The 22,187-nt window shown below is 43.5% G+C and carries 18 protein-coding genes; 1 reads left to right on the forward strand and 17 read right to left on the reverse strand.

What is annotated here, in order from left to right; genetic code table 11:
• Positions 1 to 5 precede the first annotated feature (5 nt).
• From GKS34_RS06215 to GKS34_RS06290, 16 genes are all read right to left on the reverse strand, one after another.
• Positions 6 to 1,499, reverse strand: a complete 1,494-nt coding sequence (locus GKS34_RS06215) for a M81 family metallopeptidase (RefSeq protein WP_163383945.1) — start codon at positions 1,497 to 1,499, stop codon at positions 6 to 8.
• Positions 1,489 to 1,866: a RidA family protein gene (locus GKS34_RS06220; RefSeq protein WP_163383946.1), complete on the reverse strand. Its 378-nt coding sequence runs from the start codon at positions 1,864 to 1,866 to the stop codon at positions 1,489 to 1,491. Before GKS34_RS06220 ends, GKS34_RS06215 begins: the two co-directional genes overlap by 11 nt.
• A 50-nt stretch (positions 1,867 to 1,916) precedes the next feature.
• Positions 1,917 to 2,576: an RraA family protein gene (locus tag GKS34_RS06225; RefSeq protein WP_163383947.1), complete on the reverse strand. Its 660-nt coding sequence runs from the start codon at positions 2,574 to 2,576 to the stop codon at positions 1,917 to 1,919.
• Positions 2,573 to 3,499, reverse strand: a complete 927-nt coding sequence (locus GKS34_RS06230) for a dihydrodipicolinate synthase family protein (protein ID WP_163383948.1) — start codon at positions 3,497 to 3,499, stop codon at positions 2,573 to 2,575. The genes GKS34_RS06225 and GKS34_RS06230 overlap by 4 nt, the downstream gene beginning before the upstream one ends.
• A gap of 27 nt (positions 3,500 to 3,526) precedes the next feature.
• Positions 3,527 to 4,591, reverse strand: a complete 1,065-nt coding sequence (locus GKS34_RS06235) for a pyridoxal-phosphate dependent enzyme (RefSeq protein WP_262888550.1) — start codon at positions 4,589 to 4,591, stop codon at positions 3,527 to 3,529.
• A 26-nt stretch (positions 4,592 to 4,617) separates the two neighbouring features.
• Positions 4,618 to 5,442, reverse strand: a complete 825-nt coding sequence (locus GKS34_RS06240; protein ID WP_163383950.1) for an SDR family NAD(P)-dependent oxidoreductase — start codon at positions 5,440 to 5,442, stop codon at positions 4,618 to 4,620.
• A gap of 1 nt (position 5,443) precedes the next feature.
• Positions 5,444 to 6,346: a succinylglutamate desuccinylase/aspartoacylase family protein gene (locus GKS34_RS06245; RefSeq protein WP_163383951.1), complete on the reverse strand. Its 903-nt coding sequence runs from the start codon at positions 6,344 to 6,346 to the stop codon at positions 5,444 to 5,446.
• Positions 6,347 to 6,362: 16 nt separating this feature from the next.
• A complete protein-coding gene (locus GKS34_RS06250) occupies positions 6,363 to 7,124 on the reverse strand; it encodes an SGNH/GDSL hydrolase family protein (RefSeq protein WP_163383952.1) in 762 nt (253 codons plus the stop codon).
• A gap of 61 nt (positions 7,125 to 7,185) precedes the next feature.
• Complete coding sequence (locus tag GKS34_RS06255; protein ID WP_163383953.1) at positions 7,186 to 8,322, reverse strand: sialidase family protein; 1,137 nt, start codon at positions 8,320 to 8,322, stop codon at positions 7,186 to 7,188.
• Positions 8,323 to 8,687: 365 nt separating this feature from the next.
• On the reverse strand, positions 8,688 to 10,184 hold the full coding sequence (locus GKS34_RS06260; RefSeq protein WP_240459212.1) for a sulfatase family protein: 1,497 nt from the start codon (positions 10,182 to 10,184) through the stop codon (positions 8,688 to 8,690).
• A 53-nt stretch (positions 10,185 to 10,237) separates the two neighbouring features.
• The gene (locus tag GKS34_RS06265) at positions 10,238 to 11,407 is read right to left on the reverse strand and encodes a sialidase family protein (protein WP_163383955.1); all 1,170 of its coding nucleotides are present in this window, start codon (positions 11,405 to 11,407) and stop codon (positions 10,238 to 10,240) included.
• An 11-nt stretch (positions 11,408 to 11,418) separates the two neighbouring features.
• Positions 11,419 to 12,519, reverse strand: coding sequence for a sialidase family protein (locus GKS34_RS06270; protein ID WP_163383956.1), 1,101 nt, complete (start codon positions 12,517 to 12,519; stop codon positions 11,419 to 11,421).
• A gap of 43 nt (positions 12,520 to 12,562) precedes the next feature.
• Positions 12,563 to 13,723: a sialidase family protein gene (locus tag GKS34_RS06275; RefSeq protein ID WP_163383957.1), complete on the reverse strand. Its 1,161-nt coding sequence runs from the start codon at positions 13,721 to 13,723 to the stop codon at positions 12,563 to 12,565.
• Positions 13,724 to 13,757: 34 nt separating this feature from the next.
• A complete protein-coding gene (locus GKS34_RS06280) occupies positions 13,758 to 15,242 on the reverse strand; it encodes a RagB/SusD family nutrient uptake outer membrane protein (protein WP_163383958.1) in 1,485 nt (494 codons plus the stop codon).
• Between the two features lie 27 nt (positions 15,243 to 15,269).
• Positions 15,270 to 18,491: a SusC/RagA family TonB-linked outer membrane protein gene (locus GKS34_RS06285; RefSeq protein ID WP_163383959.1), complete on the reverse strand. Its 3,222-nt coding sequence runs from the start codon at positions 18,489 to 18,491 to the stop codon at positions 15,270 to 15,272.
• Between the two features lie 126 nt (positions 18,492 to 18,617).
• Positions 18,618 to 20,333 (reverse strand): sialidase family protein, encoded by a 1,716-nt coding sequence (locus tag GKS34_RS06290; protein WP_163383960.1) that lies wholly within the window; start codon positions 20,331 to 20,333, stop codon positions 18,618 to 18,620.
• Positions 20,334 to 20,555: 222 nt separating this feature from the next.
• On the opposite strand from GKS34_RS06290, the gene GKS34_RS06295 reads away from it, so the two are divergent.
• The gene (locus GKS34_RS06295) at positions 20,556 to 21,257 is read left to right on the forward strand and encodes a FadR/GntR family transcriptional regulator (protein ID WP_163383961.1); all 702 of its coding nucleotides are present in this window, start codon (positions 20,556 to 20,558) and stop codon (positions 21,255 to 21,257) included.
• Between the two features lie 68 nt (positions 21,258 to 21,325).
• Here the strand turns inward: GKS34_RS06295 and GKS34_RS06300 are convergent, their stop codons facing one another.
• Entirely contained in the window at positions 21,326 to 22,180 is an 855-nt protein-coding gene (locus tag GKS34_RS06300; protein ID WP_163383962.1) for a fumarylacetoacetate hydrolase family protein, read from the reverse strand.
• Positions 22,181 to 22,187: the final 7 nt, after the last annotated feature.

Below are 22,187 nucleotides of genomic sequence, written 5' to 3' on the forward strand. Positions count from 1 at the left end.
TTAATTTAAGCTAAATCATCTAGGGGATATAACGGTTTTCTCCTGTTCTGATAAGGTAAATTAATCATATCCGCCCGGGTTACTCCTGGGGTATTTGCCCGAATAATACTTTTACAAACAGACTGATAGGCAGCCAATGGAGCATGAACTCCCTTGGCAACAATGATGTCAAATTGAAACGGATCAATGTGGAAATGCAAAAGTTGCTGAAGGCTGAAAGGTACTGTTCTCAGGGAAGTAAGCATCAGCGTATTTCCCGATTTGGTTTTTACAATGGCTGTTTCTCCCATATTGAAATTGACCTGCCCTCCATGCCTGGGTTCTTTTTCAGAAAATCTGCCTTCCACCAGGGAAATCAATTCCACAGAAACTTCAACCGGCTTTCCATGCAGCTGATCGGTCTTTCCACCTATACTTAAGGTAAGAAAAGGGTCGTTACTCGATCTTTCCTTGATAATCTTAACCGCTTCCGGATCATAAATACAAATAAAACTCCTTTGCCCTGTCAGTGATTCCAACATTCCCAATAAGAAAGTGCTGTCGCCGGGGGATCCTCCCCCCACGTTATCCCCCATATCTAATAATAGGAGAGGCTTCTGCGCTTTGCGGATTTCATCTGGAAGCTGATCGAGACCGATTTTGTCCCCTGAAAATTTCGAATGGTTATTAAAAATATACTCATTCAATTCATTCACCGCATTTCGAGCCAACATCTCGTCACCATCGGCAACTACAATAAAACTGGTACCCATTTCCGGAACATCGGCATAAGGAAAGCCCAGAACGACACTTGCCGACAAAATTTTACGCCTGCTGCCTATTCTTGAGGAAAGTTGATACAGTTCTTTACATGGGCTGGAACCGGTATGCTGCATTTCAATGCTGATGGCTACCTTGGTTTGGACGGCCTGCATGGTAGGCTGGATTTTCCCGCTTAAGGTGTCTATCATCAGCCTTCCCGCCTCTATTCCCACATTTCTCTGGTCTACATGGGGATTGGTCTTATAAGCTATCAAGGCATCCACGGCCTTCACCATGGCATCACTTAAGTTGCAATGTGGGTCAATGGTCCCGATGATAGGAACGTTTGGTCCTAGCATTTTTCTGACCATTTTCAGCCAGTGACCATCAAAATCCATATAGGAGGCACTGACAGCCGCACCATGGGGCACCACCATTAATCCATCCAAAGGCATTGCATCGGTTAAGGAAGTTTTCACTTCCATCAATAACCGGTCTGCTGCCTCCCCCGAAATAGTTCCCCCAGGGGTGGCTTCTGCGTAAAACAACGGAACGATCTCCAAATCCGGTTCCTTATCCAGCACCTCCACCATTCCTCCGATCTCATGATAGGCATCCCGGTATTCTTCAATAAGGGATTGGCCGTAAAGCAGATGACCATTTTGGAAATCCTCCCAATTAGTCTGTTTCTCCAAAAACGTATTGGACTCATGGTAAACACCCATAATACCGATCCGTTTTGGCTGTTTATTCTGCATAGGCTATCAAATCAACTTCAAATTTCAACAATGTTCCCAAGCACCCGATCAGCGTGGTCCTGGCAGGGTAAGGGGATTGAAAGTATTCTTTATAGATTTGGTTGAATTGGCCCAGATCCTCCTGCCGGGCAACATAATTTCTGACTTGAACCACGTGACTAAAATCCAGACCTGCGCCAGCCAGAATCTTCCGGGCATTTTCAAAAGACCTTCGTACCTCTCCTTCAAAGTCATCTTCCACAATGTTTCCCTTTTCATCCACAGAAGCTTGTCCGGAGACAAAAACAAGGTTATTTAATTTTAAAGCCGGAGAAAATGGCAAGGAACTTTGAGGTACTCCTTCCCCCGAAATAACTTCTTTCTTCATAATTAATTGGTTTAAAAAAAGGCTTTTGTTAAGCCCATAAATAGATCGATTTACAATACACCATATTTTTTATAGGCATCCGTTGCTTTCATCCCCTTTTTAATTTCATCCCGGGTGATGTTTTCAGCATTTACCTTTAACATGGCTTTTTCAATGGCAGCTTCCTCCACCTCTTGCGGTATGACCACTACCCCGTCTTCATCGCAGAACACCAAATCTCCCGGGCAGAACCGGACCCCGCCAATTTCAACCGGGACATCGATATCAATTACCCGCTGTCGGTTTTGGCTATCGTATACCCGTTTCCCTTTGGCAAAAACCGTAAAACCCATATCGTTGATTTTGGAAATATCACGAATGCTCCCGTCCACTAATGCTCCGGTACAGCCACTGTTACGCGCTGCGGTCGATAATAATTCTCCCCAAATGCCAGATCGATTAGAACCTGCTGCTGCTGCAATGAAAATTTCACCTGGCTGGCAGTCATCCACGGCCTTCAGTTCCAGTTCATAGGGGTTGGGATCCATATGGTACAGGTCAGACCAAAGGGTGGTTTTGCACCGTCCTACTAGTTTAACCTTTCCTGTATGAATGGAAAAGGAGATGTCCGGAGATTGAGCCGTAAACCCCAGACCATCCAAGGCATCCGAGATTACCGCCACGTAAAGCTTTTCTTCCATCTCCTGTAGGGAATAGTTTGTTTTTTTCATTTGGAGTGTTGGGATTCTTTAATCCTGGAAGCATCAATAATTAATTCTACCAAAGCCTCGATTTTTTCTTTTTCCCAGGGCTTGTTGGTATTCCCCACCGGGGGTATAGCTGGCCCGATATCCACGGTATACCTGAATTGTATGGCCTGTCTGAAAAAGGTCCATATATTGGGCAATACCTCTGCAATCATCTCCTGAAAAACCAGCATAAAGTCTGTTGCAAGCCCAACATTGCCATTTAAAAAGGAATTGCGAACGAACCGACATTCCGGACCAAATAAATTATAAAAAGAACCAATAGCACCAGAAGTACCACAAAGTGCCGCATGGCACATCAACTCGTCCGCCCCACTGAAAAGGGTTAACTTTCCCCGTGAACTATACGAAATAGTACTGATTTCCAGTAGGTTATTAGTGGTCAATTTCATCCCAGCCATATTGGGAAGTTGGAGTAGTTTATTGACAAAGCCCACCAGCCCATCTGAAAAACCCGTGGATCCTAATTGGTAGGGAAAAAAGGGCAAATCAGTGGATTTGGCAATTTCCTCATAATGCTTCAGCGCCATGGCAGAGCTGCCATCAGAAGAACCGTAATAAACCGGAGCAACCGAGGAAATTCCATCTACTTTACAGCTTTCTGCATGTTTCGCCAGTCTTACCGATTCATTAGTAGTCATGGAACCTACCTGAACAATAATCGGAACCCTTCCGCTGTTGACGGCTGCCGACACCTCTGTGACCCTCTTTCTATCGCCTTCACTCAATAAAAAACCCTGGCCTGTGGATCCAAGCAAATATAGCCCGTCCATCCCCTGTGAAATGAGGACTTCCAACCACTTTTCCAACTGACCTATATCTGGCCTTCCCTCTTCATTCAATGGGGTTAACATCGCAGGCCATACCCCTTTTAGTTTTTCATTCATGTTATTTTGTTATTATTTCGATTTCAATCATTCCAGTCCAAAATAGTGATCCATTGTTTTTTCATCATCCAGGTATTTTACAGGATTCATTTTTATCAAATTTTCTGTAGAGGGGGGATCTTTGAACCCATTTCCCGTAACGATGCATACGGACTTATCCCTGGATTTCAACTCCCCTGACCGGACAGCCTTCAACCAGCCTGCCAGAGAAACGGCGCCGGCAGGCTCCGCGAAAACCCCCTCTTTTTCAGCAAGTAATCGCTGACATTCATACACTTCCTCATCCGTCACCAAGTAACCGTTACCTTTCGTATTTCTACAAGCTTTTAACGTATCAGTCCCGTCGATTACATTGGCCACCTGCAACCCACTAATTTTTGTAGCGGCATCTGTTACGGGTTGGGCATAATCCAGGCCTAATCTTAAATTGCCAGCAATGGTATTATTGCCTTCAGGTTGAACACAATGTATCCTGGGAACTTCAAAACCAGGGTATCTTTGCCTCCAAAGCTGGAAGCCTCTGGCCACTGCCAGTGCCAGCCCTCCTCCTCCTGCGGGAACAAATATATTTTCCGCTTCGGGCATGTCCTCTGCTAATTCAAAACTGATGGATTGCACGCCTTTCATTCCTACCGGGCAATATTTAAATGCACTTACCTGAATCCGGGTATGGTTTTGCTTGGCCAATTCTGCGAGCTTGTCAAACACCCTTTCACTTATTTCACTGCTAATTCCAAAACCCTTTATCATGAATAACTTTGCCCCATAAGCTCTCATTTGCTTTAGCTTTCCCTCGGGAGCACCCTCCACAATGGCAATTTTACAAGGCAAACCAGCCGCAGCCGCATAGGCAGCAAGCGCAGCCCCGGTATTCCCACTGGTTGTAGCCAAACAGATTTTACTTTTTTTATCCAGAATTTCGGCAATGGCAAAAGCCGCAAAGCGATCTTTATAAGATCCGGAGGGATTCGCGGTTTCCAGCTTAAAAAATAAATTGTCCATACCCATTTTCGGACCTATATTTTTAGATTGTATTAAGGGTGTGCTACCTTCTCCCAAACTAAATGGAGGGAGCTCCGCTGGCAGATCCATGATATTTTTGTACTTCCAGATTCCTTTCAAAACTCTTTGGGAAATTGTGAATGTTTGTTTTTATAACTGCTAAAGTTATGTGTGAATCCGCCGTCAATCACCAGGGAGGTTCCTGTTACAAAAGAGGCTTCTTCAGATGAAAGCCAAAACACCCCGTTGGCAATTTCCTCTGGGGTGGCACTTCTTTGCAGCGGAGTCAAATTTTCCATATCGCCTACCAGACCCTCACTGATATTTTCACCTTCACTATCGGTAAAATCCTGACTCATCCTGGTGTGGACATTACCAGGACAAATGGCAATTACCCGGATACCGGAAGGACCATACAAAGCGGCCATTTCATAGGTAATACTGAGCAACGCTCCTTTTGAAGCAACATAAGCAGGACTGGTCCCTCCGGCTCTGTCTGCCATGATGCTGCTGATGTGGATAATCACACCTTTGGACCCATTTTTTTCCATATTAGCAGCCACTAACTTACTCAAGAATACCGGTGCTGTGAGACAGATTTTAAGCGTTTTCTCCCAATTTTCCAAGGAAATGGTCCTCAGGGTTTCCAGAGTTCTCCATGCTGCATTATTGACCAGAACATCGATCCTTCCCCATTTGGCAAGGGTATCATCCACCACTTGTTTTAGGAAGTCATCGTCGGCCAAATCTCCATGAAGTAGGAGATAGTTGTCGGCGTTTTTTATCAGGGCCGCGCTTTCTTCTAATTCATCCTTTTGGTCTGCGACCAAAGCAATAAAATCTCCCTTGCAAGCGAATTTTTGCGCTACCGCCCTGCCAATTCCCCGGGAAGCGCCTGTAATGATAATGACTCTAGGCCGAAAACGATCCAATTCCTCCATGCTAATCTTTATTTACACTCGATAAAATCCCGGCCAGGGCATCCCCTTTTTTGGCCATAGGCACTGCCCTGATCAAAAAAACTGTTCCCTCCTGCTGGGCGAAGATGTCGGTTTTTTTCTTTCCGGTAAAGTCCCAGATATGTCCCAAGATTTCTTCTCGCTTAACCTCTTGTCCCAATTTAACCTCTGGAACAAAGATTCCTTCCTCCGGGGCTGGATACATTTCCTGCAAATGACCACTTCCCGGATGATTGTCTTCGATGATAAGCGCTACTTTGGAAACCCCTTTTTCTAAAGGCAGCATTCCAAAATAGGCCAATACATTTTTGCACCCGTCTGCTAAATCCGTAATTCCTTCCGGATAAAATCCTCCTCCTCTGTACTCCGTATAGATGGCCGGAACATTTTCATCTCTGGCCACTGATAAGGTTCTTCCATTCAGTTCCGGACTTGTGCCCCAAATAATGGGTAAATTAAATGCTTCAGCCATAGCCCGCTGGGTTTCCAGCACTTCCAAATTAGGGTGCAACATATATCCGGATAAAGGTGAGATATCAAATAAATTCCCACCTGTATGCATATCAATTAGAAAATCAGTCTTCCTAATCAAATTGCTGATTTCATGGGCCACCTTTTCTGTGATGCTTCCGGATTTGTTTCCGGGACAGGTTCTGGCAAGGTCAAGGCCATCCTCTCCCAGCCGTGAGGCAGTCAGGTAGGCACTTATATTTACTATGGGCACCAAAGTCAGAGACCCGCAAAGCAAGGTATTCCTCAATTCTTTTAAAAGTTGTACTACAGCCCTGATTGGTTCATATTCATCACCGTGGACACCGGCAATGATAAGTCCGTCAGGACCGGGTTTTGACCCGCGAATGGTCGTAATGGGAAATAGATTCGACATATATTTCTCTTAAATCCTAATTTATTATTCGGATGATTTCATTTCCCAATGCCCCGGCTATTAATTGATGGCCTAAATCATTGGGGTGTATGCCATCCAATAATAAATCGTCCATTGGTATACCTGCGTTTTTAGGATATTCCATAAATAATTTAAAATTATCCACTAATCCGGTTTGGTATTTTCTGGAAAGTGCCCTTACTGTATTTACATACAGTATCAACCTGTCATTTTGATAATCGGGGAATTTATCCCCTAATGGATTGGGCGCCAAAAGGATAATCTTAATTCCATTTTCCTGAAATTTTCTTATCATAGAAGTCAGATTCATCTCATAATCCTTTACCGGAATCCGCGATGGACCTTCGGGGTCTTCGCCATCAATGTGGGCATCATTCGTCCCAAAGCCTACGATCACCAAGTCGGGATGATGGGCCAATACGTCAGAATTAATTCTGTCCCTACCGTGTTGTATCTTGAACAGGGAATGGTCTGAGACACTACCGGTATGACTTCCCGGTACACCAGCGTTGATCACCTCAGCCGTCAACCCGCTTTTAGCCAAAATTTTTGGCAGCCTTTGTGCATAAACCTGGCGAATGGTTTTCCTTGTTGCTGTAATGGAATTACCAAAAGCCACCACTTTTAATTTCTTTTCCTGCAACAGACCGGTTTCAACTTTTAAACCTAAATGAATTGCAGAATGGTTATCGAAATGATTTCCGACGACCGTCAGTGGTAATACTTTAAGAAAAAACACTACTATTATAAGATGCATTAATTCATTTAATTTAATGTTTGATGCCAAAATCCCCGATCGAAATAAACCACAACGATGCTTAGTCACTATAAATCCAGGCAAGGTCCAATAGCGCTATTTTAGTGATGGACAGGCCAGTGCCCTGCGCCCTGTTACCGGCACAATAACCCAACAACACCTTGTCCTCATTGACAAACTGGATAGCGGTATAACAATACCAGCCATCGGGATCATCTTCCAACACTTTTTCGTTTTCCCAGGTTTTTCCATCATTTCTAGAGATGGCTAAATTTAATGGTGTCCGTTTTCCTTTGTACAATCCCTTTTTCACCCCATTATTATTCCAAACCATCATCAGGTCTCCTGTGGACGGGATCCTAGTAATTGTGGCCGGTGAAAGCGGGGACGGAATATCCGTGGCTTTTGCAGCCGTCCATTTTTCTCCTGAGTTCTTGGAATAGGCGGCAAATTGGACACCGTCATCAGTACGGATGATCATCATTAATTTCCCGCTTTTTAAGCTAACCAGACCAGGCTCCTGTAAGGTGACTTTTTTTGGGTTCCTTACCTCTTTCCCCGCCTGCCACGTTGCCCCATTATCATCTGAAAAATAGGTAAACAAGCGCCCTTTATCGTTGAATTCGTCTCCTTCCAAAGTCTCGTGCAATGCAACAGGCATAATCAGCCGGCCATTGTCCAGCTGTAGTACCCTATTGTTATTGAGCACAAAATACCCCTTCCTATCTGTAATGCAGGGTTTGGGGGCTGACCAGGTTTCCCCTTCATCTTTAGAAATCCGCATTAGGGGAATACAATCATTTATACTGTTTTTCCGGGCGTAAAACAAGGCAATATTTCCATCCTGTAGCCTTAATAAAGAAACAGACATCACATTCATTCCCCCATCATTAGAGACTACTGTCTCGCTTTCACTCGTCCAGGTTTGACCATCATCTTCTGAATACCTCGCCGCCAAATACGCAGAACCAAAATCATTGGCTGATCGGCCGGTGAAATGGGTATAAACAAACATGATCCTACCGTCATTCAAGCGGATGAAATCTCCTTCACTATTTCTGGGGTTGTTTTCGCCCGGATTTAGTTCTAACACCATACGGATATCGCTACTTTTAGAAGATTGTGCGTACATACACTCCATGCTTACCAGAAAGTGGCTGCTAACCACTATTAAATAAATTAAGTTGATTTTTTTCATGCTTTATAATTCCTTCTTCGGGAAATTTCGCATTATTTACTTCAAGCCATTGTCTTAGTAAAGGTTTCATTCTCTTCGTTTTTCCTCTTCTTTTTGCACTTAAATCAATTTTTCACCAATACCCTCAAACAACTCGCACAAGGAGGAATTAACAGTCTGGTACTCCTGGGGCTTGTTTGCCACCATTCCATCACTGAATTCAGCCCGATTTTTATTTAGACCCAATTGCAAGACAGTTTTCCTTTGCTAGCCTTGATTCTGAACAACCTAAAAGTTTATGTAAAGAGAGAAACACAAATAATTCTCATTCGGTACTCACGATAGGTTTTGTTCCATGCTTACCCATTCCTGAAACTTTTAATCTCCTACTTTGTATTTAAAACATAATCTCCAAAATAGTCAGGATACTCCCAATGAAAGGCTGTATCTTTTTGATAGCTATGATCCGGGTAATACTTGTTTATTGAGTCAACTTCCGCTCTGATCTTATTAAAATTCACCGAATCCATAAAGGGATCGCTGGTATTCACCCGCCAATCATTAAGAACAGTCTTTAACCTCTCCAAGTCCTCCTGATGATTGGGATCATCTGCTAAGTTGTTAAACTCCCACGGATCATTTTCCAGATCATATAGTTCATAAACCGGTGGATTCTCCCATCTATCATAAACATCTTTAAGTTCAACCGCCAATGAAGCTATTTCTTCCCTCGAGGTACCAGACAAAACCGTCGGGTAAATATGATCAGTATATACCGGGAAATAGGGATCTGGCTCACCACTAAACAAATTATGAATCAACTTATACCTACTACCCCGAACACTTCTTCTAGGATAAAAATATTTTGCTGTTCCTATCATCCCTCCTGCATAGATATACTCATGTCCAGTCAATTGGCCATCGGCTATCTTTATCAGTGATCTTCCCGGCAACTCTCGGGATGGCTGAGCTGAAACAGCATCGATGATAGTCGGGAATATGTCGATAACAGATACCATCTGATCCCCGATCACCTTCCCTCCGCTTAAGCCCTCCGGCCAGGTTAGGATTAAAGGTATCTTTAACCCTGCTTCATAATTGGTGGTTTTACCTCTTGAAAACTGAGCGCCGTGATCACTGAGATAAATAATTAAGGTGTTTTCTGCTTTACCTGTAGCGTTTATTGAATCTAACAGCATTCCTATGGATTCATCCAATCTATTGATCTGACTGAAGTAGTCAGCGGTAAGTCCTCGAAGTCTTTCTGTATCTGCACCGACAAAAGGAAGGGTACCCAGGACATCATCTCCAGTAACTTCAATTGTGGGTAAACCTTCAACCTTCCTTAATAGAGGGAAGTGGGCATCAGGAAAATTGACCATAAGAAAAAATGGTTGTTCTGCTCCTGATTTGATAAACTCAGAAGCTTTGATGGCATAATTTTTCATTTTTTCCTTAGCAAAATTCGAACTTTCAATTTCATGAAAAACGAATGGAAATGCAGATTCCGGATTAATGTGTAGTTTCCCCAAACATCCGGTTCTGTAGCCTCTTTCTTTTAAAAAAGACGGTATGTTCTCAAATGCCTTATACATTTCGAAACCATGGGTTGCCAACCCGATTTGACCATTTTGATGAGGGAAAAGCCCGGTCAAAATGGAGCCCCTTGAGGGACTGCAGACAGAATAGGTGGTATAGGCATTGAGAAACATGACTCCATTAGCTGCCAATGAGTCAATATGTGGAGTTGTTACAATCTGATTACCATAGGATCCCAGGTCCTGTCCATGATCTTCTGAAACAATAAGAATAATATTTGGCTGTGTGTTCCCAGCATAAGTCTGATCCGAATTACAGCCACATAAACTGACCGAAATTACCATACACAAAAATAAAAACCTATGCCCCATTCCCATCTAATGTTATATGATTAAAACTAATTTTCGTAAAACCAATCCTTACTGATTTTACTGACATTAGTAACTGAAAGGCCAGTGCCTGCGGGTCTGTTACCCGCACAATAGCCCAATAATACCTCGTCGCCGACAAACTCCATAGCGATGTAACAATACCAACCCTCGGGATCATCTTCCAGGGTTTTTGTCATTTTCCATGTTTTTCCCTCGTCCGTTGAGATCGCTGCATTTAAAGGCGTTCTGAGTTTGGAGATCTCCGGATCGTCAGATAAATTATTATTCCAAACAGCCAGAAGGTCTCCGGTACCTGGAATTCTTTCAATGGTGGCCGGAGATACGGGAGACACTAACGTGCTTTTTTCCACCGTAGACCAGGTTTCACCCCTATCTTGGGAATAAGAATAGCATTGGACTCCGGCATTGGACCGGATAAACATCAGGATAGCTCCATCTTCCAACTCAACCAGACCAGGCTCCTGAAGAACAATATCCTCTGGATTGGGGACTTCTTTACTGCTTTGCCAGTTTTGTCCATTGTCATCTGAATAATAAGAGAAAATATCACCCTTAGCGCTCCATTCCATGTCCGGACCAGCATGTTTGGCCACTGACAGTAATAACCTCCCATCTTCCAACTGGATGACACGATCGTTGTTTAAAACAAAATAACCTTGATTATCTGTGATAACAGCCTTCGGTTCGGACCATGTTTGGGTTTCATCCTCCGAAATTCTCATATAAGGAATACAGTCATCCGTATCGTTTTTCCTAAGGTAAAACATAGCTATATCCCCATTCTGTAAACGAAGTAGTGAGACCGACATCACGTTCATTCCACCTTCATTGGGAAGCACCTCAACATCTTCTTCTGTCCAGGTTTCTCCCTGATCAGAAGAATACCGACCAGCCAGATAGGCGGTAGCATGGTCACTGGAAGATTCACCGTAATAATGCGAGTAAACAAAAAGTATTCTGCCGTCTTTCAGTTGAATAAAATCCCCTTCGCTATTTCTGGGATTATTGTCGCTTGGGTTAAGCACCAAGGTCCTATTAATGCCGTTATCATTTTCTTCCGGGTTACTTTCCATAGCTATCTGATCTCCCTTTTTATTATCTCCTCCGCAACCATATGCTACCAGCATTGTCAAAAGAAGTATTCTGAACACTCCATTCAATTTAGTTTTCACCATATCCATATCATTTATTCATAAAATTGTTTCAGGCTCATTTTCCGCAGCACTAAAGGTATTTTTTCTTTAAGCCCAATACGCTCGGCAGCCATATATCCTAAGAGGACCTCCTTGCCCTTAAAAGAGATCGCTGTGTAGCAAAAGAATCCCTCAGGGTCATTTTCTATTGTGATAAGGTTTACCCAGCTTTTACCTTCATCTTTGGAAATAGCAGCTGTTAGTGGCGTTCTAAAAGAGGCGCGCTCCTCTATTGACCCATCATTGTTATTCCAGATAAGCATGAGGTCTCCTGTCTCAGGAATCCGCTTAATTGATGCCGGGGATCTTGGTGAGGGAATGTTCGAGGGATAGACTTCCTCCCAGGTCATACCCTTATCATGAGATTCACTGAGGTATTGAACCCCACGATCTGTCCGAAGCCACATTTTAATCGTACCATTTTTAAGTAGAACCACTCCGGGTTCCTGAACCACCACTTCCTTTGGGTTTGGCAATTCCACACTACGCTGCCAGGTTTTGCCATTATCGTCGGAAAAATAGCAATAAATTCGCCCGCGCATCCTAAAATCTTCACCTGCTACTTTGTGAAGGGAAACGGGCACTAACAGTCTTCCCCCGGGAAGCTGAATCACCCGATCATTATTTAATACATAATAGCCTTCACTGTCATTAATAATACCTACCGGCGCTGACCAGGTACGGCCCTCGTCATGGGAAAGACGCATAAACGGGGTACAATCGTCCAGCGAATTTTTTCGGGCGTAAAAAAGTGCAATCGCACCATCCTGTAGGCGAAGAAAAGAAACGGACATGACATTCATTCCGCCCTCATTCGAAACGATAACTTTATCCTCATCTGTCCAGGTATTTCCTCCATCAATAGAATACCGACCAGCGATATAGGCATTTGCATGATCACCCGCCCCTCCTTCAAATTTAGAATAGGCAAATAAAATCTTACCCTCGTCCAATTGGATAAAGCTCCCTTCGCTATTCCGGGGATTCTCCCCACCCTTACCTATATGAAGGACAACCTGAGATGGGTTCAGCAACTCCTGCGCAAAGGAAGGGCTGACAACAATCGCAAGAAAAAACCCTACATATGCGTACAATCTGTTTTTTTTTGTCACGCTAGCTTTAGCACTAATGTGCGATTTAAAGTATAAAATCATCCTCTCTGAGTGTGACCCTTAGGCCTCCCTGCATGGTAGTGATCCATAATTCCCCTGGATTTATTTCAAAGACATAGGGATAGGAAATCCTTCTCAACGGCGGATCCATTTTTCGAAGGCTGTCTATTTTTGCAATCACCCTTGGATCAGACCAGGTATGCCCCTCGTCATCAGAAAACGCAATGGATAACTCTTCACGGTGATTGCTTGCAGCGACTTCCGACCATTGATTATCTCCTCCACTAAGGGGATATTCGCGGGTGCCTTCTGGAAATCTTCTGTTCCAAACCAGTATCAATCTACCACTTTGGAGTCTTTTTAGCATCCCGGGAGCAGAACTAGCCTCAATGTTCGTAGGTCGGATATTCTCCCAGGTTTTCCCGTCATCCATAGAGAACGCTTCCCAGAATGTTCCCCAGTTGGTGCGCATTAAAAGCCATAATTCACCTTTTTCAAGCGATTCGATAGTGGCTTCAGTCACCCCGCTGTGATGGCCAATACCACCGAGGTCAATGATATTTGATCTTTCCCAGGTTTTTCCTTCATTTCCTGATTTATAGGTTAGGACGGTATGATGGCCAGGATAGTGCCTCATCATCATGGAGGTGAATACCACATTCCCATTCTCTGTTTCGATCATGTCGCGGATAGCACCGGTCCATTCATTGTGGAGTTTTTGTACGTCTTGCCAGGTATTACCACCATCCAAACTTCTTACAGTATAAGTCGGGAGCCTGGCACCAGGTGAATCAGAAATAGCCTCCTGCCAATTCCAATTGGCCCGTTCCTTCAAATTCATAAAAGCGAGGATGATGACCCCATTGCTCGTCTTCAAAATCGCACGTTCATCAGAAATCAGAAATTTCTCAGGTTGCTCAAAAACCGGCCTCCTTTCCCAGGTCTTCCCATTGTCATTACTAATAATACAATCCGTTCCATCGACCGTTAGGATATTTCCATTGTCCAGTTTGACAAATGGCCCCATCACCATGCCTTCGATTTCATCTACCTGCTGGGGAACCAATGCTCCTATAGAGATCGGTTTCCCGTTTTCAACACTTAGCGAAGCCTGTTGGGATTCTCCGGAAAAGCAGTGAATGACCGAAATTAGGGTGGTAAAAAAGAGCTTGTGGGTCACCTTCATGGGTATTTTATTTGCTGAATATACCGCAACGTTTTTATTGTTCGTAACCTGGATTTTGGGTTATTTTGGAATTAAGACTGATGGTCTCCAGGGTTATCGGCCATAACATCAAATAATTCTGTCCCACCCTGTCTTGCAAGGAGGGTACTTTATCAAAGGCCTGGTCGAAGCGGATAAGATCCCACCATCTCTTTCCTTCAAAGGCTAATTCAAATAGCCTCTCCTGCAGAATAGCCTCATCGTTTTCCTGTTGAGAACCATTGGCGAATTCATACATTGCAAAATTTTCCCCGTAGGCTCTACTTCTAACCATGTTTATTTCTGTGGATGGGTCCTGTCCAAGCGCGGTTTTGGCTTCGGCTATAAGCAGTAGTAATTCTGCATACCGGTAAATTACGATATCATCCAAGAACCGTCTGGTGCCGCCCTCAGAATAGCCCTTTCCCTTCAGTACGATTGAGGTAATGAAGGTATTTTCCTCCTCATTGGAAAATACTTCAAGAAAGCTAGCTGACTTTCGGCTATCATCCTCAGTAAACTGATTTCTGATAGTGGCAGATGGCGCCCACCAATTGAATCCTCCAGGGGTTCCGATCGTTTCCAGTGTCTGCTGGTCATAGGTATCCCTTATATCCAATGCATTGATATACATATCTGAATACATGTTATTAGAAGATTCAAAATCGCTGAAATGTACGGCAAAGATGATTTCCTGATTTCCTTTATTGTCAAAATCAAAAATGCGGGAGTAATCATCCAAAAGACCCAGGTTCGCGGATTTTGCCTCATTTAAAGCACTTAAAGCCGTGGTAATATCAGCTTCTCCTCCCCCCATTGTCTTACCAGTCCATAAATAAACATCCCCTTTTAGTGTATTGGCCGCAGGCTTTGACCACATGGCCCGGCCTGCAGGAAATTCATTGTTTGGAAACAAGTTGATGGCCTCATTCAGATCACTTTTAATCAAGTCAAAAACAGCAGAAACAGCTACTCTCTCCTGAAAGGTGGTCTGCGCATCATAGCCTTCGACAGGTTCCGTTACCAAAGGAACGTCACCCCATGTTTTCGCAAGCACAAAATAGAGAAATGCCCTCATGGAATAGGCCTGCGCCAGCAGATCATTTTTTTTGTCTTCATCAGGAAAAGAAATATCCGGCACATTTCTTATCACCAGGTTGGCATAATTGATAATTCTGTAGGCTTGCAACCAATCCAGATCCGCATTGCCCTCATTCATATCATTTTCAAAATATTTAATTCTGAAATCTGCATTTTGAAGACCGAAACTCATCACCTCACTTCGGGCCTCTCCCATATAATACAAGGACCTGGAAGCCATGTTTCTAAACTGGTTGTACATGCCGATTACTCCTCCGGTAGCATCCTGTTCAGATTGCCAAAAAGAGTTGGCTCCGATAGAGCTGATCGGGGCCAGCTCCAAGGGCTCGGTACAGGAATAATGAAGAAGGAATACAACAATTCCAAGTAAGCAAAACTTTTTATTGAGTAAATTTTTCATGACATTTTCTGTTTGATCAGGACTTTATTAAAACGAAAGGTTGATACCTAACATGATATTCCGGGGAACCGGAAAACGTCCTCTGTTAGCCCCTCCTTCTTCCGGTGAAAGGCCACTAAAATCAGTGAAATAGTAGAGGTTATTACCTGTGAGATTTACCCTAATACCTCCAATCCCAATCTTCCGGTACCAATCGGCCATGTAATTATAGCTTAAGGTAAGCTCTCTCAGGGCCAGAAAATCTCCTCTTTCATAATTTACAGAACTACCTCTGCCGTTATCGATATTTCTGGGATCACCTCGCCAATAGTTACTCTGGGCTATCTGGTCTGCCCAATAAAATTTAGGTACATCTGTAACATCCCCCTGATTTTCCCAAGACCTTAAGATATTTGAACTCATATTGGTATTTCCCACAAACTGACCATCCAGGTTTGCCCTCACATAATTATAAATGGTATGCCCCGTGGTATAGTCCATCCTTAAATAAAGGTTGATCCCCTTATAATTCACATTATTAGAAAAACCACCGGTCCATTTTGGGAAGATATTCCCCATATATACCCTGTCCCGGGTATCAATTACGCCATTGTCGTCTACATCCAGCCAATCAACATCACCACCAAACCGTGTGCGGTCTGGTCCGGACATGATCATATCGGCGGGAGCTTCAGCTGCTGCCTGGTCTGTGGGGAAAATTCCCTGGTATTGGTAACCGAATAATTCTCCAATTTGCCCGCCTTCCTGCAAACCACCTTTCCAAACATAATCCCCAGCGGCCCGGTCGTATACCAAATGCCCGCCAATTCTGTTGTTCTCATTGTCATTCTCAGGCAATTCCAATATTTTATTTTTTACAAAAGAAGTATTGAAACCAATGTTCCACATCCAGTCTTTTGTTTCAACGAGATTTAAGTTGACCTCAATTTCTACCCCTCGGTTCTCCAAACTTCCCAGATTAGTCAAAATACTGGTAAATCCCGTCAGCTTCGGCATCGCCAAAGTAGTGATAAGGTTGGAAGTTACTCGTTGGTAATAGTCAAAGAGCAGGGTGATTTTATTGTCAAACAGACTTGCGTCGAAGCCAACGTCAAATGTTCTGGATTCTTCCCATTTTAGGTTGGGGTTGGCAATGGTCGTGTACTCTACCGCCGCATTTCCCTGATAAATGGACCCTACGCTGTAAGCTCCTTGTGACTGAAAATCCCCTAGATTACCAAGGTTACCATTGAGTCCGTAACTTGCCCTTAACTTTAACTTATCAATCCCCCCGGGCTGGTTCCAGAATGATTCGTTATGCAGGTTCCATCCCGCAGAAATACCCGGAAAAAAGCCCCATTTGTATTCGGAACCCAAATTTGATGCGCCGTCGTACCGGGCACTTACCGAAACCAGGTATTTATTATCAAAGTCATAGTTTGCACGACCAAAATACCCCAGAATCAATTGCTTTCCTTTGCTACTGGAAACCTGAACAGGCTCTCCAGAGGCATTTAAAGTAGGGATGAGATCTGTGGCTGCCCCCCTACCCTCTGCGAAAAGACGATAATTGTCTCTTTGGTATAGTGAGTATCCGAGGGTGGCATTAAGGTTATGCAATTCACCGAAACTCTTTTCATAATTAAAGACAGCGTCCACCTGAATTTGTTCCCAGTTTTCCTGACTTCCGGTCGCATTCCGGTCCTCCACCAGTTGAATGGGCGAGTTGAGATAAGACATTAAAAAGGTATTGGCAGTATTTGTCCTGGAAAACAGCGAAGCCGAAGGCTCAAAACTTAGACCTGGTGCAAGTTCCCAATTTACTCCTCCACTTAAGGTCATAAGGGTTAAGGTATTATCATTATTACTTCTGCTTAGATGGTAAGCCGGATTTCCCAAAGAACGGTTGACTCCCGGCGACAGCGTCCCGTCTTCAAACGTATATTTGGCGGTCGGAGGGGTGGCGATGGACCTTTCAAACAAGTTATTTTCGCTATATACCAAATTATCTGACGATCTGGTAAAATTCAGGCCTGCGAATACGAAGAGTTTATCACTTACTTTCAGCCTACCATTCATGTTCGCCGTAAATCGTTTATAATTCGTGGTAATCGCGGTTCCATCCATGTCAGCATAACCTAAACCAATGTTAAAGGTGGCGTCTTCCGAACCACCGGATAAGTTCAGGTAATGATCATGGGTGACTGCTGTTCTGAACAACACATCTTGCCAATCTACATTGTCAAAAATGATGGTTTTTGAGGGATCAACAGGATCAGGCATGCTCTCCCATCCCTCGTTTAGCTTATATTCATTTTCAGGTGTCAGATACTGCGTCGTATAGGCGGTGTTATTGGTAAGGTCATTTCCTATGCCATATCCAAACGCACCATCAAGCTGGGCAAGCCTTGATGGAGATTTTATGCCGGTGGCCGCTAATCCTAATCTGGAATAATAAATATAATCCCTTGCCGACAAAAGGTCGTATTTCTCTCGTAATTGGGAAGTACCAATGGTGTACCGGTATGTGACCTTCGTGGCACCTGCCTTACCACTTTTAGTAGTCAATATTACCACACCATTCGAGGCACGAGCACCATAAATAGCCGTAGAAGCCGCATCTTTCAAAACTTGCATGGACTCAATGTCCATGGGGTTAATGCCTTGGATATCATCTCGAATCACTCCATCTACAACATAAAGCGGCTGCGCACCATTGGGATTGTTAATAGATGTTCCACCTCTGACAATTATTCTGGGAGCGGCACCGGGTTGCCCACTTAGGGTTTGTACCCTGACTCCCGAAACCGTGCCCTGCAAAGCGGTAGCTGCGTTACCCAAGGGTACATTTTCAAGTACCTTGGTGTCCAACGTACTTACCGCTGTGGTCAGCTTCTCTCTGGATTGCTCTCCATATCCCACCACAATGATTTCTTCCAAAGCTCCCACATCCGTGGAAAGTTGCACATTAATGGTAGTTTGATTGCCTACTCTTATTTCCTCTGTAGCAAATCCTATCGCCGAAAACTGCAAAACTGGATCATCTCCAGGAATCGTCAAAGAGAAGTTGCCTTCCAAATCGGTTACCGCACCGACGTTGGTCCCCACTACAAGGATGTTGACTCCGGGAATAGTCGCATTCCCCTCTTCTGACGTCACTGTTCCATTTACAATACGGGACTGTCCCCATCCTTGTCCCAGCCCTATTAGCATAACCAGGAAAGCCGTAGAGAACAATCTTCTCAAGAAACCAGTACCATTTTTTTGCATATTTGTAGTATTTATATTAATAAACAACCCATTTAAAACTATATTTACATATAAATAAGTTAATTACCTTTTTTATAATATGTATTATTTATTCAAATATAAACAATTATTAAATCCATCAAAATCTCATTCATTATTTTTTTCAAAGGCAATCGATCTTACCCTAGGCCGTGTGCTGCCAGCTGCCTGCATGCCTATCCTCAGGTAATTCAATCCTATCTCAGGATATCTTCTCATTTTAATGATTCCGATGGTTCTATTATTTACCGATACTTCCAATTTACTTTCGCCAGAATTTCCAAGCCGCCATTTCAGTTCAAATTTCAAATCTGAATTTCCACTTAAATGATGCTCTATTTCGGACTTTTGGACTTTATAGCTAAAAACGGCATGACAAGACGCCATACTGTCAGCAGAAATAGAAAAATGGTCTGTCAATGCAAACGTCACACTCTCAAAATCCTTCCCTGGAAATATTTCCACTTTTAGGATCCCCTCGGTCGCCATAGGGAAATTTGTTACCCATTCACCCGTTGAATTCAATTTCGGATAATGAACCCCGAAAACCAATTGTTCAACCCCTTGAACCTGCGTGCCATTTACCTGATTTAAATCTCCAAAATCATTAATTACAAAATTCTGAGTTTTAGCTTCCAGCCAATTTGGGTCGATTTCATAGATTCCTTTTCCTTTCCCCTGACCAGTCACCAGTAAAATGTTACCGTTTTCCATTTCTTCGGCTGATGGATAGGCCGTACCCCTATCTCCCTGACTGGTTTCAAGCTCAGGTGATTGAGCCACTTCCCGGAAACCTTCCCAGCTCAGGCCATCATCGGAACTGATAGCAGCATGCAACACTTCCCTTCCCCCGATTGCATAAGATTGCGGATTATCCCAACGCTGACAACTGTTCCAAAAAATTACCATCCTTCCATCCTTTAAGCGTAGCAGGCAGGCAGGTGAATCAGACGAAATAAATTCCGTTGCTTCAGGATCTGCCCAGGTCTCGCCTTGGTCCCAAGAAATGGATTGATACAACCTGCCATGCGTGGTCCGTATCAACATCCAGACGGACCCATCTTGCCTTTCAATTATTTCAGGCTCTATAGCACCATACCGCGTTACTTTACTATTGTCAATTTCAATTTTAAGTTCATCTGAGGAAGATACCCATGACGCTCCACCATCGTCAGAATACATGGTATGGATGGAATTCCAGCCAAAATCTATTTCATTTTTACTTGGTTTCGCTTCTCTTTCCGTTACCGCCTTGCCAACAGAAAGCAACAGTCTTCCCGATTTGAGTTTTTGTAGCCCCCGGATGGAACCTACATACCCTTCAAGAATTTTAAAAGGAGTGCCCCACTTATTGTTTACCCGCCGGTTTACCCAAAGATCAAGGTGCCTTCCTCTATACCCCTGGTCTCCTTCTCCAAAAAGATGAAAAACACAAACCAGGTTCTCGTTTTCGGATTTCACCACTTGCAGTGCATAATATGCCTGTCCCGGCAACTGAAAAGCCCCCTCAGGTTCCCCCCATCCAGTTTTGGTCTTTCTCAAAACCATTACGCTATCCGCATTTCCAGGCCGATTGATATAAAAGATCTTAAGGGTTCCCCCGTCATTAATTACCACGGCTTCATTCGTAGGAGATTTATCTATCTTTACAGGAAATGAAATAGGTCCTGTTTTACTGTTGCATAGGTAAGGGTAATACAAGGGTTGCTGGATGGATCCGCCTCTAGCTTCCCATTCGCCATTATTAAATAATTCCAGAGGATTGTTCCCAAACGGCGTAAAAACGAACAGAACATGAATCAACAAACCCCAAGTCTTCTGCATGGAAAAGGCAACTTAATATTATGTATTACTTATCTAAATTTGATCAATAATTACCAAATATGCAAGTCTATAAAAACTTAAATTAAATCATGATTTTTCAATATTTTGTTAGTTTTTAGCGAGTTTAAAACTCGCTTAGATGATTTTGTAGGAATCTTTTAAAAAATTATTTTAATAATACTTATTATATTTGCCCCTGAATTTCATTTTAAACTACCGCTTGTGAAAGCATTAAACGTTAAACCTAAGCCGGTAATCGACCAATCTTTATCGTTGGTGGACAAGGTAGAACTGAATCTTAGGGAGTATTTTACCGAAGCCAATTTACAACCCGGGGATGCCATCCCAAAGGAAGCAGAACTGGCCGAATCCATGGGCGTTAGCCGAACGGCTCTAAGGGAAGCATTATCCAGACTTAGGACCCTGGGCTTGATAGAATCCAAAAGGAACAGGGGCATCATTTTGACCCAGCCGGATATTTTGGGGAGTTTTGAACGTGTGCTCAATCCCATGTTGCTAGACAGTGCTACGCTTCAGGACATCTTTGAATTGCGTCTTGTACTGGAAATGGGGATTGCTGACCTACTTTTTATCCGCAAAACCCGGGAAAGCATCCTAAAATTGGAATCGTTAGTGGAAAAAGAAGAAAATACCAAGGATCGGTTTTTAAAAAACAGGTATGATGCGGAATTCCATTCCATGCTCTACGAAATTTCCGGCAACCAAACGCTGTTGCGCTTTCAGAAAATGCTACATCCGATATTTAACTTAGTCCATAGCGGACAAATCATTGGGAAAACCGAAGTTAAAAATGCCGTCATACATCGGGATTTATTGAATGAGTTGAAAGAAGGGACTCCTTCAAGTTTCAGGGAAAAAATGAGCGTCCATTTAAAAGTATATTTCGATAACGTCGACGAATAAAATGTAAACGAGAAGGCAATTTGATATTACCTTCTCTCTTTTTATGATTTGGTCTTAAGGAGTTCTCCCTACATAGCCTCCACCCGCTGCCTGGAAACACCCAACCCTTCAATACCCAGCTCCACTTCATCGCCGGCTTTGAGGTATCTGGGTGGTTTTAAACCCATTCCCACTCCGGCAGGAGTTCCGGTACTGATAATGTCTCCCGGTAGCAGACTCATGTACTGGCTGATATAACTAACTAGTTGAGGTACATTAAATACCAAATCAGAGGTATTGCTATCTTGCATGATTTCCCCGTTTACCTTTAGCCATAACCGCAACTGATGAGGATCCTTGATTTCGTCCTTTGTTACCAGATAAGGGCCTAAAGGAGCAAAGGTGTCACAGCTCTTGCCTTTCACCCACTGCCCCCCATGCTGCAATTGAAACTCCCTTTCACTGACATCGTTGTGTAGCACGTATCCGAAAACATGGCCCATAGCCTCTTCCTCCGATACGTAGCTCGCTTTCTTACCGATGACAATAGCCAATTCCACCTCCCAATCAGTAGCGTTTGAATTTTTTGGAATGACAATGGGATCGAAAGGACCAGACAGTGCCGAAGTAGCTTTCATAAATAATACCGGTTGCTTGGGCACTTCCATGCCACTTTCTTTGGCATGTAGGGAGTAGTTCAACCCAACGCACATGATTTTAGATGGATAAGGAACAGGCGAACCTAACCTTTCAGAGGCACTTACCTCCGGACATGAGTCGCCATTCGATGCCAACCACTTTTTAAAATCCTCCAAACGGCTTGTTTCACCTAAAAAAGCGGCAGTCCAGTCGGCTCCATAGGCAGAACAGTCTAGCATTTTCCCGGATTCGGTGACAACACCCGGTTTTTCATTCCCTACTTTTCCAAAACGAATTAATTTCATGGGTTAC

The organism is Cyclobacterium jeungdonense (genome assembly GCF_010994275.1).
Classification (GTDB): Bacteria; Bacteroidota; Bacteroidia; order Cytophagales; family Cyclobacteriaceae; genus Cyclobacterium; species Cyclobacterium jeungdonense.